A 19,790-nucleotide genomic window follows, 5' to 3' on the forward strand; every position below is an offset into this window, starting at 1 on the left:
GGAGGGTCGTGGGCTGAACTGCGTCGCTGAGTTCAGGTCGAACTCCCACCGCCAGTCACAGGCGGTCGTTCGAATCACCCGCCCGCTTTCGCGAAACCGTCAGGGAACGACGGGCGCGCCACCCGCAGGCGCATCGCGTAGCAAGGAGAAGCCATGAAATATCTGCTCCCCGTACTGTCCCTGCTGGCCCTGGGTGGCTGCATCACCATGACCGGCAACTACGAAGTCAGCGCCCACGACGAAGCGGGCAACGCCCTGGGCAAGGGTAAATTCCTCGCCCACGGCAGCGGCATCTACACCGTGCGCAATTCCCTCTGCTCGGTGTACCCCAAGGCCATCGTGACCATCCGCGATGTGGATAGCGACCAGGAGCTGGAGGGCGAGAGCCCGTACCACTGCCACAAGTAACGGGCGGCTGGCCGAGGGGCGCTTCGGCAGCTCCTCTGAAGCGGTCGTTCGCGAGCAAGCTCGCTCCTACAGAGAATCCTCGCATCCGCAATAGGGACGGCTCGTGGCGTGCCACGAGCCGTCTGGCGCATTACTGCGGGACGCGTTGCAGGTATTGCTGCAGGTGGCTGAGGAAGCCTACTTCGTAAGCTGTTTTGTCCACTGCCGTAGAGTGGACGAGCCGGCCGCGTACGTAGCTGGTCCAGAGATAGGTGTGCCCCTGGCCGTTCAACCATTCCTCCGCACGTCGGATGCCACAGTCCAGCGCGGGTTGGGCGTTCTTGGGCCATACGAGCGGCAGGCCGAGCTGGTCATCGAATGGCGGAAGGTCGTCGCTGACAATATTGGTTGAGAGAGTTGATTCGGGGTCGAGGGTGGTGCTGTCTGAAGTCATGCTTGAAGCTCCGTTTCGTTGAGGTCAGGAGCTGCCGCCATCGCTGTCAAACAATGGAGGCAGACCACGCGGGGTTGACAGACCGGGAAACGGAACCGGCAGACCTCACGGGGAGGTCTCCCCGCGCGATCTGCCATAAACCCCTGCGATCAGAAATCGCAGTCGTGACAAGGCCTACGAAAAGCGTTCGCCGCTTTTCGCATGCACCTGCTGGCGCAATCGCGCCGTTTCGTCGGGCTGTCAAACCCGATCACGGATATAGCCGTGACGGGCGCAGCATAGGGGCTGCGCCCCGGACCGGCAAGGACAGGTGCTCGCGCGGGAGAGATATCGGCGGCGTCTGACAAAAATGAAGGACGGTGTCTGCCGAATGGCATAACGGAGCACGTGCTGGCAGGGTAGCGCGTCCCTGAGTGACCCAGTAAGTGACTAAGTAGCTGCTGAAATTGAACCGTCCGCGCGGCGCCTGCTGGCGGAAAAGGAGGCCCGATAGCTCGGGCCCCGGATCAGTTGCCGGCCTGGGTTGGCTGCCCGATCCTCTACACCTGCCCCTGCTGCAACGTCCACTCCACCACCTGCGCGGCGAACTGGTCGCTGGCCTTGCCGAAGGCGGTGACCACTTGCGCGACCTGTTTGCCATCCACCGCCTGGCGGACCTCGAAGCTGCGCGAGGCGACGATGCGCTGGCCGAGGGGGAGCACCAGGCGCGCTTCGTAGCGGATGTGTACGACTGGTTTGTCCCCCTGGTATTCGCTCTGGAAGGCGTGCAGCACGCCGTTCAGCGTCGCCAGGGTTCGGTCCCCTTCCTTGTGGTAGACGCGGCGGTAGAGCGGTTTGTGGTGTTGCCAGTTGACGTAGGTGTTGATGCGGTGGGGCGAGGACATGCTCAGACGTCCAGCCCCTGTGCGCGCTCCAGGTCCACCAGGCGCGTAGTGGGGCCGTCGGGGCGCAGGCGTTCCCCCACATTCACTGGCAGCAGGACCAGGCCCGGCTGCGGGCTGTTGCTGCACCCCAGCAGTAACAACCCCAGCAGAACCGCGGTCAGCCACGTGAACAGACAGGACCTAGGCCTCACCGACATAGCCCCATTTGATGATCCATTCCCGGTCCACCATCTTGTCGGGCAGTGGCCAGATGCGCGGTACGAAGTCCTTGCCCCAGCAGCGGGGCAGGATATCGCCCTGTTTGAAGTAGCGGACTTCCTGGCTCCAGTAACTCTGCGCCACCCAGTAGCCCGCCAGCGGACAGGCCTGGTCGCTTTCGCAGATGAGGTTGGAGGCCTGGCGCACGAAGTTAGGCGACTCGGGCAGGGGGCGCCCGGTGGCGGGATTGAGTTGCTTGGCCTTGGCCAGTTGTTCGATCAGCGCTTCGCTGGGCTTGGGCGGTGGGACATTGGCCTTGCGTTCCTCCACCCATTGCAACTTGCCGTCCCACGGGGGCAATTTGGCTGGCGGCAGTGGCACGATGTCGTTGATTTCGGGGACTTTGGGCGAGGCGTAGGAGTAGTCGGCCAGGAGGCTCCAGATTTTTTCGTACCGGTCGGCGCGTTCGAGGTCCTTTGGTTGAGCTAGGTAATAGATTTCGCTAGCAGGTGTCACTCCGAGAAAGGCTTTTGACAGACGCCCAGCGGCAGACTCATTCCCTGCTGCCACCCCCTTTTGCAATATATCCACAGCCTCGTTGTAGTTTTTACTGTCACGCAGGTACAGCGAGAGTGTGACAGCCGCTTTGCCTTGACCTTGCTCGGCCGCACAACGATACATCTGCTTAGCGACTTCAGGCGCACTATCGCTCGGTATCAATTTCTCGGCCACATAGGCCTGGGCGTTGGCGCTCCCCTCATCGGCCGCCTTGCGGTAGTAACGCAGGGCCATTTCCTGATCTTCCTTCAGGCCCGCAGCGCCCTTGCTTAGAAAGATGGCGACATAGTAGTAACCGCTGGCAACGCCAGCTTTTATCAACTGCTGGCTGAAGCGCAGCCGCTCCTCGCCGACAAGGTGGTAATCGCCATACAGCCCGCCGTTCTGCAAATTGATCGTGGCCTTGGCATGGCCGTTTTCGGCGGCAATACGGTACAGCCGTTCGATCTCGGCATACACGGCTGGGTCCTGTTTGAGCAGGTTGTTCTTTTCCAGCCAGCCGCCGTAGTGGAACAGGGTGTCGCTATCCGCCGTGGGCTTGGGGTAGCGTTCATGGCGGCAGGTGAAGGCCAGGTCGGCGCGGATCTGGGCAAGTCGGTCCAAAGGCAGAGGTGCGGCGCGCTGGGGGCTGTTGCTGCACCCCAGCAGTAACAACCCCAGCAGAGCCACGGTCAGCCACGTGAACATCGAGGGCCTATGCCTCACCGATATAGCCCCATCTGATGATCCATTCCCGGTCCACCATCTTGTCGGGCAGTGGCCAGATGCGCGGTACGAAGTCCTTGCCCCAGCAGCGGGGCAGGATATCGCCCTGTTTGAAGTAGCGGACTTCCTGGCTCCAGTAACTCTGCGCCACCCAGTAGCCCGCCAGCGGACAGGCCTGGTCGCTTTCGCAGATGAGGTTGGAGGCCTGGCGCACGAAGTTAGGCGACTCGGGCAGGGGGCGCCCGGTGGCGGGATTGAGTTGCTTGGCCTTGGCCAGTTGTTCGATCAGCGCTTCGCTGGGTTTGGTCGGTGGGACATTGGCCTTGCGTTCCTCCACCCATTGCAGCTTGCCGTCCCACGGGGGCAGCTTGGCTGGCGGCAGCGGGAGGATATCGTTGATCTCGGGGACTTTTGGGGAGGCGTAGGATGATCTGGCAAGAATTCGCCAAATTGTTTTATATCGGTCGGCGCGTTCGAGGTCTTTTTGTTGTCCGAGGTAATGGGCCTCGTCAGTAGGTGTCACTCCGAGAAACGCCTTTGACATACGACCCGCCGCAGATTCACTCCCTGCAGCCACCCCTTTTTGCAATATGTCCACAGCCTCGTTGTAGTTCTTACTGTCGCGCAGGTAGAGCGAGAGCGTGACAGCCGCTTCGCCTTGACCTTGCTCGGCCGCACAACGATATAGTTGCTTAGCGACTTCAGGTGCCCTGTCGCTTGGTATCAACTTGTCGGCCACATATGCCTGGGCGTTGGCGCTACCTTCATCAGCCGCCTTGCGGTAGTAGCGCAGGGCCATTTCCTGATCTTCTCGCAAACCAGCGGCGCCTTGATTCAGGAAAATGGCCACGAAGTAATAACCAGTGGCTACACCGGCTTTTATCAATTGCTGACTGAATCGCAGATGCTCCTCGCCCGTGAGGTGGTAGTGGTCTCCGCGCATGCTGCCGTTCTGCAGGTTGATATTGGCCTTAGCATGGCCGTTTTCGGCGGCGACGCGGTACAACCGCTCGATCTCGGCATATACCGTTGGGTCCCGCTTGAGCTGGTTGTTCTTTTCCAGCCAGCGGGCGTAGTGAAACAAAGTGTCGGCGTCCGCCGTGGGCTCGGGGTAGCGTTCATGGCGGCAGGTGAAGGCCAGGTCGGCACGGATCTGAGCAAGTCGGTCCATGGGAGCATCCTTGTTCGCGTGCGGGCCGCTACAGGCAGCCAACAGCAGGCAGGTCAGTAAAAGTGGAGGGCGCATCAGTCGAGGTTGCTCAAGGTGGCTTTGTCGTAATAGAAACCCACGAGCGAGGCGTAGGGCCCTAGCGTGCCGCTCTTGTCACCTTGGCGTTTTTTGTTCTCGTCAATAATCTCTTTCCAAGCGTCAAAGGCTTCCTCCGGATCATCCGCAGCTCCATTCAGCGCAGACTCCGTATCCCCTGGCTCCACCTTGCAACGGGTATGCAGCTCCCACAGCTCCCGCCGCATGGCTTTCGTCACGTCATGCCACTCGTGGGCGATATTCAATTCGCTGTCCACCATCATGCTGCGGGTATTGATGTTGGCCGAGCCGTGGGTGGTGAAGACGTCGTTGACGATCATCAGCTTGGAGTGGATGTACACCGGCATCCACGGCTTGCCCGGCGGGGAGTCGGGGGCCACCAGGGAGCAGATATGGGTTTTCAGGCCGTCAATTTCCTCGGGCACTACGGGCTTTCCTTTGATGTCTTTGATCTTGCGTTCAACCTCCTGCCGCCACGCCTCCAGCTCACGCTGGCCTTTCCTGTCGTTGGGGCCATCGGGCCGGGGCCGGGGCGGCATGTCCTGTTTCATCTTTTCGATGCGGCGCAGCTTGGTGACTTCGGGAATGGTGTCGGCGCGGCCCAGGCTTTCCAGCATGCGCTGGGTATTCACGGTGCCCTTGCCGATGCCTTCATCGGTGACGTTGGTGACCACGAACAGATGCAGGGCTCCATGCTCTTCGGACTTGCGCCCTTCTGCGGTCTGGCAGGTGATGGTGTTCTTGATCGCGTCGGCCAGGGCCGGCCAGCGGAAGTACTGGTTTTCGATGTAGATGAACTGGGTGGCGTTGTTCACCGCTTGCAGGTAGAGCGTTTGGATATCGTGATGACCGCTCTGCGCCTGGGTGCGCAGCAGTTGGGCGAGCAGCTGCGTGTCCTTCTGCTCGGCGCCCGGCCCGGCGGTCGGTGACGGCGGATAGGGCACCCGCAGGGTGACGTTGCCGACGGACACCGGCATGCCCTGGGTGAATGCCTGACGGGCTGCGATGAGGTCTTCGCCGGTTTCCTTCTCCCAGGCCTCGGCGAAGTTGCGGTGCAGGCTTGCCAGTATCGGCCCGCTGACACGACAGGAAATGTCCTGCCGGGGCGTGAAGCCGCGCGGGCCACGGTTGGGGGCATATTGCGGCGCCTTGGGCTGGAGCGGGTCGGGGCGCATCCGTGCGCTGTGGCCGTCGGTATCCCAGTATTCGTCGAGCATGTTGTGGCCCATGACGAAGCCGACGGCTTTCTCGGGCAGTTCGTAATCCACCAGCACACTTTTCTGGTGGTGCGTCACCGCTCCGGCCAGCGCCAGGTCGGTGCCCCTGCTCAGTTCCCGGTCCAGGGCGTTCCGATTGACGTCGTCGTAGATGCGCTTGCGCTCGCTCAGGCTGAAGCCACGGCTGACGAAGACAGGAGTATTGGTCTGCACACGCTCGGCGGCCTTGCCATCGGATACCGAGTAGGCCTTGAACCATTTCTGATCCTCGGCGTGCTGCTCGTCCGTTGCGGTCTGTCCTGCCCGGTCCTTGGGTCCTCCCTTGCCCGGCAGGTTGGCCTCTCCGGCGGCGCCGGCGGCGTTCAAGGGCATTTCCCAACCCAGCACGCGCACATGGACGCCCTGGCTGGCCTTGCGCCGGAGTAGTTCCCCAATGGCGGGCTGAGCGCCATCACGGATGAAGTACATGGACGGCTGGAAGCCCCAGCAGATGATATCGATGGACTTCTCGGCGGCGGCGATGGCCTCGTGTACGGCCCTGAAGGCGGTTTCGCCATTGATGAGGTAGCGGTAGCGGGTGGCCATCGGCGGGTATTCGGTGTCCTGGACGAACCAGGGCGAGGTGGCGGTGGCCGTCCGGGTATGTTGCAACGCCATGGGCACGGTGATTTTGCAGGTGAACATCAGCTGTCTCCTTTCAGCGCATCGGGGCCGTCGAGCAGGTAGGCGTACAGCAAGCGGTGGTCGGTATGCGCAGCCCCCGGCGGGGCCCCTGGACCGGCTTGGAAGCTGTGGTGGTTCAAGCCACGGTTGGCCAGGTGCCCTTGCTCGGGGTTGCGGTAGTCGGTGGGGATAGGGAGCTGGTACTGAACCCCGTTGGCCATTTCCAGCCGGTACTGGCGGGTGACGACCTGATGGTCGAAGGCGAGGTAGCCGGTGTCGTCCAGAACGCCTTTTTGCAGGATGCTGCCATCGGCATAGAGGGTGTAGGGCATGCCGGCCCAGAACGTCCGGGGAGCGTTGGGTGCCTGGGGAATACTGATGCGCAGCCGCTCCACGGACTGGAGCTTCGGATACTCCGGATGGGTGGCCGGCATGCTGGCCGGCCCGCGCATATCGAAATGCGCCGCCTTGATGGTGAAGTCGCCCTTGGTTCCTAGCTCGATACGGTACGGGTCGAGGGTGATGTAGGTGCCACCGGCGTTGAGGGTGATTTTCTTCCGGGCGGTGATATGGATTTCGTCCTCGGTGCTGACGATGTCCAGGCCGTGGCGGGCGAGCAGTTGCAGGCCGTCGTTCTGCGCCTGGATCGTCACCGGGCCCTGGTTGGCGTAGAGCTTCATGCCCAGCTTGCGCACGAACAGGCCGATGCTTTGCCCCACGGCGGCGGTGAAGCGCTTGGCCACGCTGACGTCCATGTTGGCGCGGGCAGTGGCGATCAGGTTCTGCCCGGCGGCCAGTTGCAGGTGGTTACCGCTGGTGAGAGCGATACCGGCGGGCGCAGAGGCGAGGATGCCGGGCTGCTTCAGCAGTTCCAGGGCGGCCTTGAGTTGTTCCGGGGCGTATTGGTCCGGCTCGTGAGCGACGGCAAGGGCGGCATCGCGGGCCATGCTGCGCACCAGCTCCAATGCTTTCTGTAGTTCACGCACGGCGGCGTCCATGCTGAGGGTGTCGCCCTGGGCGCGCGGTTGTTCGTCGGCGCTGATGAACAGGCCCTTGCCCGCGCGCACGGCGCCGTGGCCGTCGGTGCGCAGTTCGAAGCCTTCGCCGCGCTTCTGTCGCTGCGCATCCACCAGATGCCCAAGATTGAGCTGGCTCTTGCCGCTGTGCTCGGTGCTGAGCTTGATGTGCTCCTCGCCGCGTCGGTCTTCCAGGCGCAGTTTGTTGTTGCTGGGCGTGCGCAGGACGTTGCGCTGGTAGTTCTTCAGGGTGACGGGGTCGGGGTGGAGGCTGTCGTGGAAACAATGGGCGATGTACGGGAAATCAAGGTCCCCGCGCTCGAAGGCCACTGCGACTTCGGTACCCGCCAGCAGTGGCAGGTGCAGGCCATAGGTGTCGCCGGCATAGGGGCGGGCCAGTCGTAGCCAGGCGCTGCTGTGGCCGCGCTTCCACGGGCTGCGGTCAAAGAGAAACTCAACCCGGTATTTGCCGTTGATGTCGATTTCGGCGTAGGTGGGGTGTTCCTCGGGGCTGACGATGCGCGCCGGAACGGTGCCGGCGATACGCGGTTTGTGGCGCAGCGGTGGGCGGAAACAGACGCTCTCGGAATAGGGAATGGCCTCGAACTGCGCTTCGAAGCTGCGGTCGCGGGCGGCGTGGGTGATGAGGCGGGTGATCACGATGCGCGGGGTGAAGGCCTGCGGCGCACCGCCGCTGAGCGTCAGTACGTCGGCGGGTTGCAGGGTGGCGCTGCTGGTGACTCCGCTGAGCCGGGTGCGGCCATTGAGGTAGCGTTCATGGCGCAGCCGTGCGTAGAAGTAGCCGGATTCGCTTTGCAGGTCCTGCTCGTCCAGACCCAGCGGATCGCCTAGGACCCGGTAGGGTTCGGCGTAGTGATAGGCCTCGCCGTACAAGCCTTTGGCGCCACGGCTGTGGTCGACGTCGCCGTCGAGGAAGGCGGTCGCGTCGGCGTGGTGGTAGGCGCGGATGTTGATGTGCTGCTCCACCACCCGATGCTGGCTGCGCAGGTTCCAGGCGCTGTCCTGGCCGCTGCTGCTGGTGCCCGAGAGCGGGCGGCAGGGCAGTTCGACATCGAAGCGGTAGCCACGTTGGTCGTCGTGGAACTCAATGACTTCGATTTTCAGCCTCTGGTCGCTACCGAAGGTGAACCAGATGCCGACGTCGGCCAGCAGGCGGGCGATGAAGGCGAGGTCCGATTCGCCGAACTGCATCACCTGTTCGCGCTTGGGGTACTCGCGCTTGAGTGTCTGGAAGTTGAAGTCCTGTCCCGCCAGTCCATGCTCGCGCAGGATGCTCTCGACGATTTCCGGGACGGTCTGATGCTGGAAGATGCGGTGCTGCCGACCCAGCCCGAGCAGCGCCAGGCGTGGCTGGAGGGTGACCTCGTAGTGGGCTTCGTCGCGGGAGTCGACGGGCAGGCGGCGGAACTGCGTAATGACGCCGTGCAGGGTGCGCAGGGGCGCTGCCGGCACGGCGCCCTGGCCGGCGAAGGGCAACGAGGTGGGCGCTGGATGGAGGCTGAAGTGGGCGGCTTTCAGCAGGACCTGCGCGGGTGGGATGTCACGGTCGGTGCTGGTGAAGGTGATGCGATAGGTGAAGGGTTCGGAGAGCGTTTCCTCGCCCTCGAAGCTGAGCGTATCGACGGGCGCGGCGAGGTCACGGATGAAGAGCTTGTGCCGGCGATGATCGAAGAGGAGCGGGCGTGTGGCGAGCATGGGCGGGCTTCCTTTTCCGGAGGAAACCCGCATGGGATCAGTTGGAGCGAAGTCTTGACTATCGGATGGGTCTTAGGGGCGTCCTGAAATGGCGTCAGTACTTTCCGCCAAATTCATACGGCCTGCATTGTGCAGGCTTTGCTTGTGCATGAGTTCCGCGTTTGTAACCTGCAGCAGGAGCTTTCTCAGGGCTGCCCGATCCTCTGCGCCTGCCCCTGCTGCAATGTCCACTCCACCACCTGCGCGGCGAGCTGGTCGCTGGCCTTGCCGAAGGCGGTGACCACTTGCGCGACCTGCTTGCCATCCACCGCCTGGCGGACCTCGAAGCTGCGCGAGGCTACGATGCGATGGCCAAGGGTGCGCACCAGGCGCGCTTCGTAGCGGATGTGCACGACCGGCTTGTCGCCCTGGTACTCGCTCTGGAAGGCACGCAGCTCGCCGGTGAGGTCGAGGTCGGCCTGCAGGCTGGCTTCGTCGCTGCTCAGAGCACGGATGCTGCCGTTGGCGGTGAAGGCGTCGAGCAGGCGGTCGCGCAGCAGGCCCGGGGCGCGGTTGCTCCAGCGCGCGCCCTGGTAGCTGCTGATCTGGTTGCCCTGCGGAATCACGGCAATGCGGTTGCTGTCCAGTGCGAGGCTCGCGCTGGGGGCGCTGACCCGCAGCGACCAGTCCACCGCCGCGTTGCTGCGCGTCGGTTGCTGGGTCGCCGGCAGCAGGTAGAAGTCCGGGGTTTCCGCTTCCGGGAGAATCGAGCAGGCGCTGAGCAATCCGAGCAGGGCGGCGACGCCCAGCAGGCGGGGGAGGGCGGTCATGGCTGGAACTCCTTGTTGCGTTCGCGGCCGAGCAGGTAGCCGGTGGGGTTTTCCTGCAGTCGGCGAGTGACGCCGCGCAAGTCCTCCAGGGTGGCGCGCAGCTCTCGCACCGCCGGACCAATTTCGCCCAGTCCGCCCAAGCCGCCGTTCACCGCGTCGTAGTTGTTGTTGAGCAGTTGCTCGACTCGCTCGCTGCTGGCGCGCAGGGCGGCCAGGGTCTTCTGGGTGTCGTCGAGGATGGCCGGGCCGCGGCTGCCGAGGGTCTGGTTGGCGCGTTCGAGCAATGCGCTGGCGTTGGCCAGGGTAATGCGCGCCTGCTCGCTGGCAGCGGCCATTTCCTTGATGGTCTGGCGGATGTCGGCGCGCTGCTCGGCAAGCACGCTGGTGGCCTGATCGATATGGTCGAGGGTGCGGCTGATGTGGTCGACGTTTTCCTGGGAGAACAGGCGGCTTGTGTTGGTGAGCAGGTTGTTGATGTTTTCGGCGATGTCTCCCCCGTTGGCGAGGAATTTGGCCAGTGGCGACGGAATGGTCTTGATCACCGGGATGCTGCCGTCCTTGCTGACCAGCGGCGGGCTGTTCTGGGCGGTGCTGGAGAGCTGGATGATGGACTGGCCGGTGACGCCGGTCAGTGCCAGCTTGGCGCGGGTGTCTTCGCGGATCGGCGTGCTTTCGTAGACGCGGATGCGCGCACTGACCTTGCTCGGGTCGTTCGGGTCCAGGCGCAGGGACACCACGTCGCCCACACGGATGCCGCTGTACTGCACGGAGCCGCCTTCGGAGAGGCCGCTCACCGCCTCGTTGAAGATCACGTCGTAGAACTTGAACTTCTGGTCGTTGGCCGACTGTGACAGCCATAGCGCGAAAAGCAGTGCGCCGATCGAGACGATCAGGGTGAACAGGCCGATCAGCACGTGATGGGCACGGGTTTCCATTCAGTTTTCCTCCCGCAGGTGCTCTGTGGCCTGCAGCGCGGCACGGCCCCGCGGGCCGTGGAAGTAGTCCTGCACCCAGGCGTCGTCGGTGCCGGCGACCTGTTCCAGCGGTCCGACCACCAGTACGCGTTTCTGCGAGAGCACGGCGACGCGGTCGCAGATGGTGTAGAGGGTGTCCAGGTCGTGGGTGACCAGGAACACGGTGAGGCCGAAGGCGTCGCGCAGGGTCAGGATGAGTTGGTCGAAGGCCGCCGCGCCGATGGGGTCGAGGCCGGCGGTGGGCTCGTCGAGGAACAGGATGTCCGGGTCCAGCGCCAGGGCGCGGGCCAGGGCGGCACGCTTGACCATGCCGCCGGAGAGCTCGGCAGGGTACTTGGCGCCGGCATCCGGTGGCAGGCCGGCGAGGGAAATCTTCACCTTGGCCATGAACTCGGCATCGGCTCGGGACAGCCCGGCGTGCTCGATCAGCGGCAGGCAGATGTTCTCGCTGACGGTCAGCGAGGAGAACAGCGCGCCGTTCTGGAACAGCACGCCGAAGCGCCGTTCCACCTTCGAACGCTGAAGCGGGGATAGCGCTGGCAGGTTCTGGCCAAACACGTGGACGCTGCCTTCGCTGGGCTGGCGCAGGCCGATGATGCTGCGCAGCAGCACGGACTTGCCGGTGCCCGAGCCGCCGACCACGCCGAGGATCTCGCCCTTCATTACGTCGAGGTCGAGGTGCTCGTGCACGGCGTGGCTGTCGAAGCGGTTGGCCAGGTCGCGGACGACAATGATTGGCTCGCTCACCAGCCCATCTCCATGAAGAACAGGGCGAACACCGCGTCCAGCAGGATCACCACGAAGATCGACTGGACCACGCTGGAGGTGGTGTGCTCGCCCACCGACTGCGCGCTGCCGCTGACGCGGAAGCCTTCCAGGCAGCCGATCACGGCGATGATGAAGGCGAACACCGGGGCTTTGACGATGCCCACCAGGAAGTGCTGCACGGCGATGTCGTTCTGCAGCATGTAGAGGAACATTCGCGGCGAGATATCCAGTGCCAGGGCGCAGACCACGCCGCCGCCGAAGATGCCGGAGATCATCGCCAGGAAGGTCAGCATCGGCAGCGTCAGCAGCAGGGCGAGCACCCGTGGCAGCACCAGCAGTTCCACCGGGTCCATGCCCAGGGCCTGGATGGCGTCTATCTCCTGGTTGGCTTTCATCGAGCCGATCTGCGCGGTGAAGGCGCTGGCGGTGCGGCCGGCCAGGAGGATGGCGGTGAGCAGCACGCCGAATTCGCGGAGGAAGGCGAAGCCGACCAGGTCGACGGTGTAGATCGCCGCGCCGAACTTCTTCAACACCGTGGCGCCGAGGAAGGCCACCACTGCGCCGACCATGAAGGTGAGCAGGGCGACGATGGGCACGGCGTCCAGCCCGGTCTGCTCCATGTGTGCGGCCAGCGAAGTGAAGCGCCAGCGACGCGGGCGCAACAAGGTGCGCGCCAGGGTCTGCAGGGTCAGGCCGATGAAGCCCAACCCGCCGATCACATGGCCACGGAAGGCTAGGGTAGCGATGCCGATGCGTTCGAGGACATCGACGATGGCGTTGCCCGGGGGCGGCTTGCGTTCGTCCAGACGGCACTGGGTGATGGCGCTGCCCACGGTGCGCAGCAGGGCCAGGCGCTCGGCGGGCAAGTTGCGGGTGATCTGGTCGAGCTGGTCCATGCGCGCGCCGCCGATGACTTCGGCGAGCAGCGCCGCACCAGCGGTGTCGAGGGCGCCGAGGCCACTGAAGTCCAGCGCGGCGGGTTGGTCACCGTGACGCACGCCGGCGACCTGGGACTCCAGGGTGCTGAAATGCGCCAGCGTCCAGTCGCCGCTGACGTGCATCAGGGGAGGGCTGGAACGGCTATCGAGCTGGAGTTGGCCGGGCTGGGCGGTTGTCGTCATGAATCGCATTCTAGCGAAGTTCTGCGGTGCAACCAGTTGACTTATGTTTCCTCCCTTGGACGCTCTGGCACGGGCCTCGTCGGAGGGCGCGACAGCCTGTTCAATTGACGCCCCAGGCCGCGAGCCTCTAAGCTGCGCGCCTGCTTCAGGTGCCCCCGGCGTGAGTCGGGGGTGAAACAGGGAAGCCGGTGAATTCGGGCCATGCGGTCCGACCAGTCCGGCGCTGCCCCCGCAACGGTAAGCGAGCATCGAGCCGCATTTCGCCACTGTGCCCTCGGCATGGGAAGGCGCGGTTTCAGGAGCCTCTCACGGCCCCACTCGCAAGCCCGGAGACCGGCCTGTTGCAAGCCATGGCATCGCGGGAGGCGCTGTCGATCGCTCCGGCCAGCTGCCGGCGCGTTACCGTCCTCCGCCTGCCTTTTCGGGTCAGAGCCGCGCGGGTGAGAGCGGCGGAGTAAGTTAACGTGAAGCATTTATTCTCTTGGCCGACAGCGCTGGCGCTGGGCGGCTTTTCCTGTATCGGCCTTGCGGCCGACGAAACGCCGCTGGCGCTCGACGATCAACTGGTGACCGCCACGCGCACCGAGCAACGCACCGGACAGAGCCTCGCCTCAGTCAGCGTGCTGGACCGCGCGGACATCGAACGCGCCCAGGCGCAGTCGGTGCCCGACCTGCTGCGGCGCTTGCCGGGCATTTCACTGAGCAGCAACGGCGGGCCCGGCAAGGCCACCAACCTGTATCTGCGCGGCAGCGAATCCGACCATGTGCTGGTGCTGATCGATGGCGTCAAGGCCGGCTCGGTGTCCTCCGGCGGCGCGTCGTTGCAGGACCTCCCGGTGGCGCTGATCGAACGCATCGAAGTGGTGCGCGGGCCGCGCTCCAGCCTGTATGGCTCCGAAGCCATCGGCGGGGTGATCCAGATTTTCACCCGCCAAGCCGTGGAGCAGGGCTTCAAGCCCTGGGCCTACGCAGGGGCGGGCAGCCAGAGCACCTATGAAGGCAGCGCCGGGGCCTCGGCCGGCAACGGGCGCGGCTGGTTCGCCCTGGGCGTGTCCAGCCTGGATACCGCCGGCATCGACGCCAAGGCCAACGGCGCCAGCGGCCACGAGCCGGACAGCGACGGCTACCGCAACCTCTCAGGTTCGCTGCGCGCGGGCTACCGCTTCGACAGCGGTCTGGAGCTGGATGGCAGCCTGTTGCAGAGCGACTCGCACAACGACTTCGACACGGTGAACAGCCGCCGCACCCAGGGTTTCGACGCCTACAACGACGGCGTACAGCGGGTGATCGGCGGCCGCGCGCGGTTCGCCCCGCTGGAGCCCTGGCACGTGAGCCTGTCCGCCGGGCGCAGCGAGGACAAGTCCGACGCCTACCAGGACGGTGCCTTCTACTCGCGCTTCGACAGCCGCCGCGACACCGCGTCCTGGCAGAACGACCTGGACCTCGCGCCCGGCCAGACCCTGACCCTGGGCTACGACTGGCAGCGGGACGAGCTGAGCAGCTCCGCCGACTACGCGGTGACCTCCCGCGACAACCGCGGCACCTTCGCCCAGTACCTGGGCAGCGCGGGGCGCCATGACTGGCAACTGAGCCTGCGCCACGACGACAACCCGCAGTTCGGCAGCCGCAACACCGGCAACCTCGCCTGGGGCTATGCGCTGACCGAGGCCGTACGGGCCTTCGCCAGCTACGGCACGGCCTTCAAGGCGCCGACCTTCAACGAACTCTATTACCCCGGCTACGGCAATCCCGACCTGGACGCGGAAACCTCGCGCAGCGTGGAGCTTGGCGTGGACGGGCGCCACGACTGGGGGCACTGGGCGGCGAATCTGTACCGCACGGTGGTCGACGACCTGATCGCCTACGATTCGGCACTGCGGGCGCCGGACAACATTGACCAGGCGCGCATCCGTGGCATCGAACTGCAACTGGGCAGCCAGTGGCGCGACTGGGTGTGGAACGCCAACGCCAGCCTGCTCGACCCGGAAAGCCGCGCCAGTGGCAGCCGCGGCAATGACCTGCCGCGCCGTGCCCGGCAACTGTTCAACCTGGACCTCGACCGGCGCTTCGACGCGCTGAGCCTGGGCGCCAGCCTGCATGCCGAGGGTCGCCGCTACGACGACCTGGCCAACCGCAATCGCCTGGGCGGCTTCGCCACCCTGGACCTGCGCGGCGAATATGCGTTGAGCCCGGAGTGGCGCCTGCAGGCGCGCCTGAGCAATCTGTTCGACGCCGACTACCAGACCACCCTGGGCTATGAGCAGCCCGGCCGCGCCGTACTCTTCGGCGTGCGCTACCAGGCCCTTTGAGAGGAGAGACACCGATGAGCGAATCCCCGGAAAAGGACGAGCGCCACCGTTCGCGCATGCAGCGCAAGAAAACCGTGGTCGACGAGAAGATCGCCCAGGCCCAGGGCGAGCGCGGCGTGTTCCTGGTCCACAGCGGCAACGGCAAGGGCAAGAGCAGTTCGGCCTTCGGCATGGTCGCCCGCGCGTTGGGCCACGGCATGAAGGTGGGCGTGGTGCAGTTCATCAAGGGCGCCGTCACTACCGGCGAGGAGGCCTTCTTCCGGCGCTTCCCCGAGGAGGTCAGCTACCACGTGATGGGCGAGGGCTTCACCTGGGAAACCCAGGACCGCCAGCGCGACATCGCCAAGGCCCATGAAGCCTGGGAGGTCGCCCGCCGGTTGCTGAGCGATCCGCAGGTCGGCCTGGTGGTGCTGGACGAGGTGAACATCGCGCTCAAGCATGGCTACCTGGAGCTGGATACCGTGCTCGCCGATATCGCCGCCCGCCCGCCGATGCAGCATGTGGTCGCCACTGGGCGCGGCGTGCTGCCGGCGATGGTCGAGGCGGCCGACACCGTGACCGAGATGGGCCTGGTGAAGCATGCCTTCAAGGCCGGGATCAAGGCGCAGAAAGGGGTGGAGTTCTGATGTTCGTGGCTGGCCCTCACCCCAACCCTCTCCCAAGGGGAGAGGGGGCAGTTGGGTGCTTCATGCATCAATGGTTTGAGTTGATCAACCACTGTGCTGCCGTGTCGTCCGTCCAAAGTGCTGGCCGGCGAGCGCCGTACTTTGATGACACGCCGAACGGCGCCCTCTCCCTCCGGGAGAGGGCTGGGGTGAGGGCGCTCTTTGCCTCGATGATGGAGTCCCATTGATGCAAAGTCGTCATTGCCCCGCACTCCTGATCGCCGCGCCCGCCTCCGGCCAGGGCAAGACCACCGTCACCGCCGCCCTGGCGCGCCTGCACACGCGCCTCGGACGCAAGGTGCGGGTGTTCAAGTGCGGCCCGGACTTCCTCGACCCGATGATCCTCGCCCGCGCCAGCGGCGCGCCGGTCTACCAGCTGGACCTGTGGATGGTTGGCGAGGCCGAGAGCCGCCGGCTGCTCTGGGAGGCCGCCGAGGAGGCCGAACTGATCCTGATCGAAGGTGTGATGGGGCTGTTCGACGGCTCGCCCTCGGCCGCCGATCTCGCCCGTTGCTTCGGCGTGCCGGTGATGGCGGTGATCAACGGCCAGTCCATGGCGCAGACCTTCGGCGCCCTGGCGGTCGGCATGGCCACCTACCAGCCGGACCTGCCGTTCTCCGGCGTGCTCGCCAACCGCATCGGCAGCCAGCGTCACCGCGACCTGGTGCGCGACAGCCTGCCGGAGTGGATTCGCTGGTATGGCGCGTTGCCGCGCGACGCCGAGGTGGAACTGCCCAGCCGCCACCTGGGCCTGGTGCAGGCCGATGAACTGGCCGACCTCGACGCGCGCCTGGATGCCGCCGCCGATGTCCTGGCCGCCAGCGCCAGTACCGAGCTGCCGGCGCCGGTGAGCTTCGCCGCACCCGAGCCGCGCACTGCGCAGGGCCGCCTCGACGGCGTGCGCGTCGGCGTGGCGCGGGACAACGCCTTCGCCTTCCTCTACCAGGCCAATCTCGACCTGCTGCGTGAACTGGGCGCCGAACTGGTGTTCTTCTCGCCACTGCGCGATGAAGCCCTGCCCGAGGTGGACAGCCTCTACCTGCCCGGCGGCTACCCGGAGCTGCACCTGCGGGCGCTGGCGGAAAACCAGGCCATGGCCCAGGCCATCCGTGCGCACCACGCTGCCGGCAAGCCGATCCTGGCCGAATGCGGCGGCATGCTCTACCTGCTCGATGCGCTCACCGATGTGGCGTGTGAGCGCGCCGAACTGCTCGGCCTGCTGCCCGGCGAGGCGCGCATGCAGAAGCGCCTGGCGGCATTGGCGCTGCAGGCGGTGACGTTGCCGGAAGGCACCCTGCGCGGCCACACCTTCCATCATTCGCTGCTGGACAGCGCGGAACCACCGCTGGCCCGGGGCGTCTGTCCGAACGACAAGCCGGTGGCCGAGGCGGTGTTCCGCCGTGGTCGCCTCACCGCGTCCTACATCCACTTCTACCTGCCGTCCGACCCGGACGCCGCAGCGGCGTTGCTCAGACCATGAAGAACTGCAGACCATGACCGACCACGCCTACAGCCCTGAAGAGCGCGCCGCGCTCTACCGCGCCATTGCCGAGCGCCGCGACATGCGCCACTTCAGTGGCGGCGAGGTGGCGCCCGAACTGCTCGCCCGCCTGCTGGAGGCTGCACACCAGGCGCCCAGCGTCGGCCTGATGCAGCCCTGGCGCTTCATCCGCGTCACCCGTCCGGAACTGCGCCAGGCGATCCACCGTCTGGTGGACGAGGAGCGCGTGCGCACCGCCGAGGCACTGGGCGAGCGCTCCAACGAATTCATGCGGCTGAAAGTGGAGGGCGTGCTCGATTGCGCCGAGCTGCTGGTGGGCGCGCTGATGGAGGGCCGCGAGGCCCATGTCTTCGGCCGCCGCACCCTGCCGCAGATGGACCTGGCGTCGCTGTCCTGCGCCATTCAGAACCTCTGGCTGGCATCCCGCGCCGAAGGCCTGGGCATGGGCTGGGTGTCGCTGTTCGACCCGGCCGCGCTGGGCGCACTGCTCGGCCTGCCCGCCGGTGCCGAGGCGGTGGCGGTGATCTGCCTCGGCCCGGTGGAACAGTTCTACCCAGCGCCCATGCTGGCTCTGGAGGGTTGGCGCGAGCCGCGCCCGCTGACCGAACTGGTATTCGAGAATCACTGGGGAGAGCAGCCATGAGCCTGGCGTTGCTGACTGTGCTCGGGGTGGCGCTGGACGCGCTGCTCGGCGAGCCGAAACGCTGGCATCCGCTGGTGGCCTTCGGGCGCCTCGCGGACCGCCTGGAGCGCCGCTTCAATCGCGCGCGCGCCGATGCCGGAAAAGATACTCCCGGTCTCGGCTGGCGCAGCCACGGTGTTACCGCCTGGATCATCGCGGTGATCCCGCTGACGCTGATCGCGCTGCTGCTCAGCCTGCTGCCCTACGTCGGCTGGCTGGTGCAGGCACTCGCCCTGTATGCCGCGCTCGGCCTGCGCAGCCTGGGCGAACACGCCGAGCCGGTGGCGCTGGCCTTGCGCGCCGGCGACCTGAACGAGGCGCGTCTGCGCGTGGGCTACGTGGTCAGCCGCGAGACCGCTGAGCTGGACGAGACTGCCGTGGCCCGCGCCGCCACCGAGTCGGTGCTGGAAAACGGCAGCGATGCGGTGTTCGCCGCGCTGTTCTGGTTCGCCGTGGCCGGTGCGCCCGGTGTGGTGCTGTATCGCCTGAGCAATACCCTCGATGCGATGTGGGGCTATCGCAACGCGCGCTTCGAGCGCTTCGGCTGGGCGGCGGCGAAGATCGACGATGCGCTCAACTACATCCCCGCGCGGCTGGTCGCGCTGACCTATGCGTTGCTCGGTCAGGGCCGCCTGGCCCTGCGCTGCTGGCGCACGCAGGCGCCGCAGTGGGACAGCCCCAACGCCGGCCCGGTGATGGCCGCAGGCGCCGGTGCGCTGGGCGTCTCGCTGGGCGGCGCCGCCCGCTACCACGGCGAGCTGCATGAGCGCCCGCAGCTGGGCGCAGGCCCCGCGCCGATCGCGGCGGACATCTGGCGGGCGCTGGCGCTGGTGCGCCAGGGCGTGCTGCTGTGGCTGGCGGTCATCCTGATTCTGGGAGTGCTCTGAATGCTCGAACATGGTGGCCGGTTGCGCCGGGCGGCGCAGCACTACGGTATCCCGCTGGCGGATTGGCTGGACCTCTCCACCGGCATCTCGCCCTGGCCCTGGACTCTGCCGAACATTCCGGCCAGTGCCTGGATGCGCCTGCCCGAGGACAGCGACGGCCTGGAAGCGGCCGCGTGCCGCTACTACGGCGCGGAGACGCTGCTGCCGCTGCCCGGCAGCCAGGCGGCCATCCAGTTGCTGCCGAAGCTACGCCGGCCGGGCAAGGTCGGCGTGGTCGCGCCCTGTTACGCCGAGCACGCCGAAGCCTGGCGCAGCGCCGGGCATATCCTGCGGGAAGTCAGCGACCAGGAAGTGGCCCATCACCTGGAGCGCTTCGACGTGCTGGTAGTGGTCAACCCGAACAACCCCACCGGCCGGCGCATCGAGCCCGGCGTGTTGCTGGAGTGGCACGCGCAGTTGCAGGCGCGCGGCGGCTGGCTGGTGGTGGATGAGGCGTTCATGGACGGCACCCCGGAGCAGAGTCTGGTCGCCAGTTGTGCCAGCCGTCCCGGCCTGATCGTGCTGCGGTCCTTCGGCAAGTTCTTCGGCCTGGCCGGCGCGCGCCTGGGGTTCGCCTTCGCCGAGCCGCGCCTGCTGGCGAGTCTTGCGCAATTGGTCGGCCCCTGGGCGGTGAACGGCCCGACGCGCTGGGTTGCGCAGGCGGTGCTGGGCGACTTCCACGAACATGTGCAGCGTCGCCGCGACCTGGCCGATGCCAGCCGGCGCCTGGCGGGGCTGCTGGGCGAGCACGGCTTCGCGCCCCAGGGCGGCACGTCGCTGTTCCAGTGGACGGTGTCGATGCAGAGTCACGCGCTGCGTGACCACCTGGCTCGCCAGGGGATTCTGGTGCGCCTGTTCGAGACGCCGGCCAGCCTGCGCTTCGGCCTGCCGCCGGACGAGGACGGCTGGCAGCGCCTGGAGCACGGCCTGCATACCTTCAACCAGATGGAGAGCCTGCGATGACCACCCT

At 66.0% G+C, this 19,790-nt stretch carries 18 protein-coding genes and 1 riboswitch; of the genes, 7 read left to right on the plus strand and 11 right to left on the minus strand.

Annotated elements, in window-relative coordinates:
• The first annotated feature begins 153 nt into the window (after positions 1-153).
• Positions 154-408, plus strand: coding sequence for a hypothetical protein (locus ACNFBT_RS09760; RefSeq protein ID WP_416748766.1), 255 nt, complete (start codon positions 154-156; stop codon positions 406-408).
• 130 nt (positions 409-538) lie between these two features.
• Here ACNFBT_RS09760 and ACNFBT_RS09765 read toward each other — a convergent pair whose 3' ends face one another.
• The 11 genes from ACNFBT_RS09765 to ACNFBT_RS09815 form a co-directional block, all read right to left on the minus strand.
• Positions 539-841, minus strand: a complete 303-nt coding sequence (locus ACNFBT_RS09765) for a LasR-specific antiactivator QslA (protein WP_416748768.1) — start codon at positions 839-841, stop codon at positions 539-541.
• A gap of 539 nt (positions 842-1,380) precedes the next feature.
• Positions 1,381-1,725 carry an ABC-type transport auxiliary lipoprotein family protein gene (locus tag ACNFBT_RS09770; RefSeq protein WP_416748770.1) on the minus strand — a complete coding sequence of 115 codons (345 nt, stop codon included), beginning with the start codon at positions 1,723-1,725 and terminating at the stop codon, positions 1,381-1,383.
• Positions 1,726-1,727: 2 nt separating this feature from the next.
• On the minus strand, positions 1,728-1,922 hold the full coding sequence (locus ACNFBT_RS09775) for a hypothetical protein (protein ID WP_416748772.1): 195 nt from the start codon (positions 1,920-1,922) through the stop codon (positions 1,728-1,730).
• Positions 1,906-3,168 carry a sel1 repeat family protein gene (locus ACNFBT_RS09780; RefSeq protein WP_416748774.1) on the minus strand — a complete coding sequence of 421 codons (1,263 nt, stop codon included), beginning with the start codon at positions 3,166-3,168 and terminating at the stop codon, positions 1,906-1,908. The genes ACNFBT_RS09775 and ACNFBT_RS09780 overlap by 17 nt, the downstream gene beginning before the upstream one ends.
• Before the next feature lie 7 nt (positions 3,169-3,175).
• Positions 3,176-4,357 carry a DUF6396 domain-containing protein gene (locus ACNFBT_RS09785; protein ID WP_416748776.1) on the minus strand — a complete coding sequence of 394 codons (1,182 nt, stop codon included), beginning with the start codon at positions 4,355-4,357 and terminating at the stop codon, positions 3,176-3,178.
• Positions 4,358-4,431: 74 nt separating this feature from the next.
• On the minus strand, positions 4,432-6,354 hold the full coding sequence (locus tag ACNFBT_RS09790; protein ID WP_416748778.1) for a phospholipase: 1,923 nt from the start codon (positions 6,352-6,354) through the stop codon (positions 4,432-4,434).
• Positions 6,354-9,065: a type VI secretion system Vgr family protein gene (locus ACNFBT_RS09795; RefSeq protein WP_416748780.1), complete on the minus strand. Its 2,712-nt coding sequence runs from the start codon at positions 9,063-9,065 to the stop codon at positions 6,354-6,356. The genes ACNFBT_RS09790 and ACNFBT_RS09795 overlap by 1 nt, the downstream gene beginning before the upstream one ends.
• Positions 9,066-9,250: 185 nt before the next feature.
• Entirely contained in the window at positions 9,251-9,874 is a 624-nt protein-coding gene (locus ACNFBT_RS09800; protein WP_416748782.1) for an ABC-type transport auxiliary lipoprotein family protein, read from the minus strand.
• Complete coding sequence (locus ACNFBT_RS09805) at positions 9,871-10,809, minus strand: MlaD family protein (protein WP_416748784.1); 939 nt, start codon at positions 10,807-10,809, stop codon at positions 9,871-9,873. The genes ACNFBT_RS09800 and ACNFBT_RS09805 overlap by 4 nt, the downstream gene beginning before the upstream one ends.
• A complete protein-coding gene (locus ACNFBT_RS09810) occupies positions 10,810-11,595 on the minus strand; it encodes an ABC transporter ATP-binding protein (RefSeq protein WP_416748786.1) in 786 nt (261 codons plus the stop codon).
• Positions 11,592-12,737: an ABC transporter permease gene (locus tag ACNFBT_RS09815; protein ID WP_416748788.1), complete on the minus strand. Its 1,146-nt coding sequence runs from the start codon at positions 12,735-12,737 to the stop codon at positions 11,592-11,594. Before ACNFBT_RS09815 ends, ACNFBT_RS09810 begins: the two co-directional genes overlap by 4 nt.
• Positions 12,738-12,867: 130 nt before the next feature.
• A riboswitch (cobalamin riboswitch) is annotated at positions 12,868-13,094 on the plus strand.
• A gap of 107 nt (positions 13,095-13,201) precedes the next feature.
• Here ACNFBT_RS09815 and btuB point away from each other — a divergent pair.
• From btuB to cobD, 6 genes are all read left to right on the plus strand, one after another.
• Positions 13,202-15,046: a TonB-dependent vitamin B12 receptor gene (gene btuB / locus ACNFBT_RS09820; protein WP_416748790.1), complete on the plus strand. Its 1,845-nt coding sequence runs from the start codon at positions 13,202-13,204 to the stop codon at positions 15,044-15,046.
• 14 nt (positions 15,047-15,060) lie between these two features.
• On the plus strand, positions 15,061-15,672 hold the full coding sequence (cobO, locus tag ACNFBT_RS09825; RefSeq protein WP_416748791.1) for a cob(I)yrinic acid a,c-diamide adenosyltransferase: 612 nt from the start codon (positions 15,061-15,063) through the stop codon (positions 15,670-15,672).
• Positions 15,673-15,898: 226 nt separating this feature from the next.
• Positions 15,899-17,191: a cobyrinate a,c-diamide synthase gene (locus tag ACNFBT_RS09830; RefSeq protein ID WP_416748793.1), complete on the plus strand. Its 1,293-nt coding sequence runs from the start codon at positions 15,899-15,901 to the stop codon at positions 17,189-17,191.
• A 13-nt stretch (positions 17,192-17,204) separates the two neighbouring features.
• Entirely contained in the window at positions 17,205-17,855 is a 651-nt protein-coding gene (gene bluB, locus ACNFBT_RS09835; protein WP_416748795.1) for a 5,6-dimethylbenzimidazole synthase, read from the plus strand.
• Entirely contained in the window at positions 17,852-18,781 is a 930-nt protein-coding gene (gene cbiB / locus ACNFBT_RS09840; protein WP_416748797.1) for an adenosylcobinamide-phosphate synthase CbiB, read from the plus strand. The genes bluB and cbiB overlap by 4 nt, the downstream gene beginning before the upstream one ends.
• Positions 18,782-19,783 (plus strand): threonine-phosphate decarboxylase CobD, encoded by a 1,002-nt coding sequence (gene cobD, locus ACNFBT_RS09845; RefSeq protein ID WP_416748800.1) that lies wholly within the window; start codon positions 18,782-18,784, stop codon positions 19,781-19,783.
• The last annotated feature ends 7 nt before the right edge of the window (positions 19,784-19,790 follow it).

Source organism: Pseudomonas sp. NY15181 (genome assembly GCF_048068055.1).
Classification (GTDB): domain Bacteria; phylum Pseudomonadota; class Gammaproteobacteria; order Pseudomonadales; family Pseudomonadaceae; genus Pseudomonas.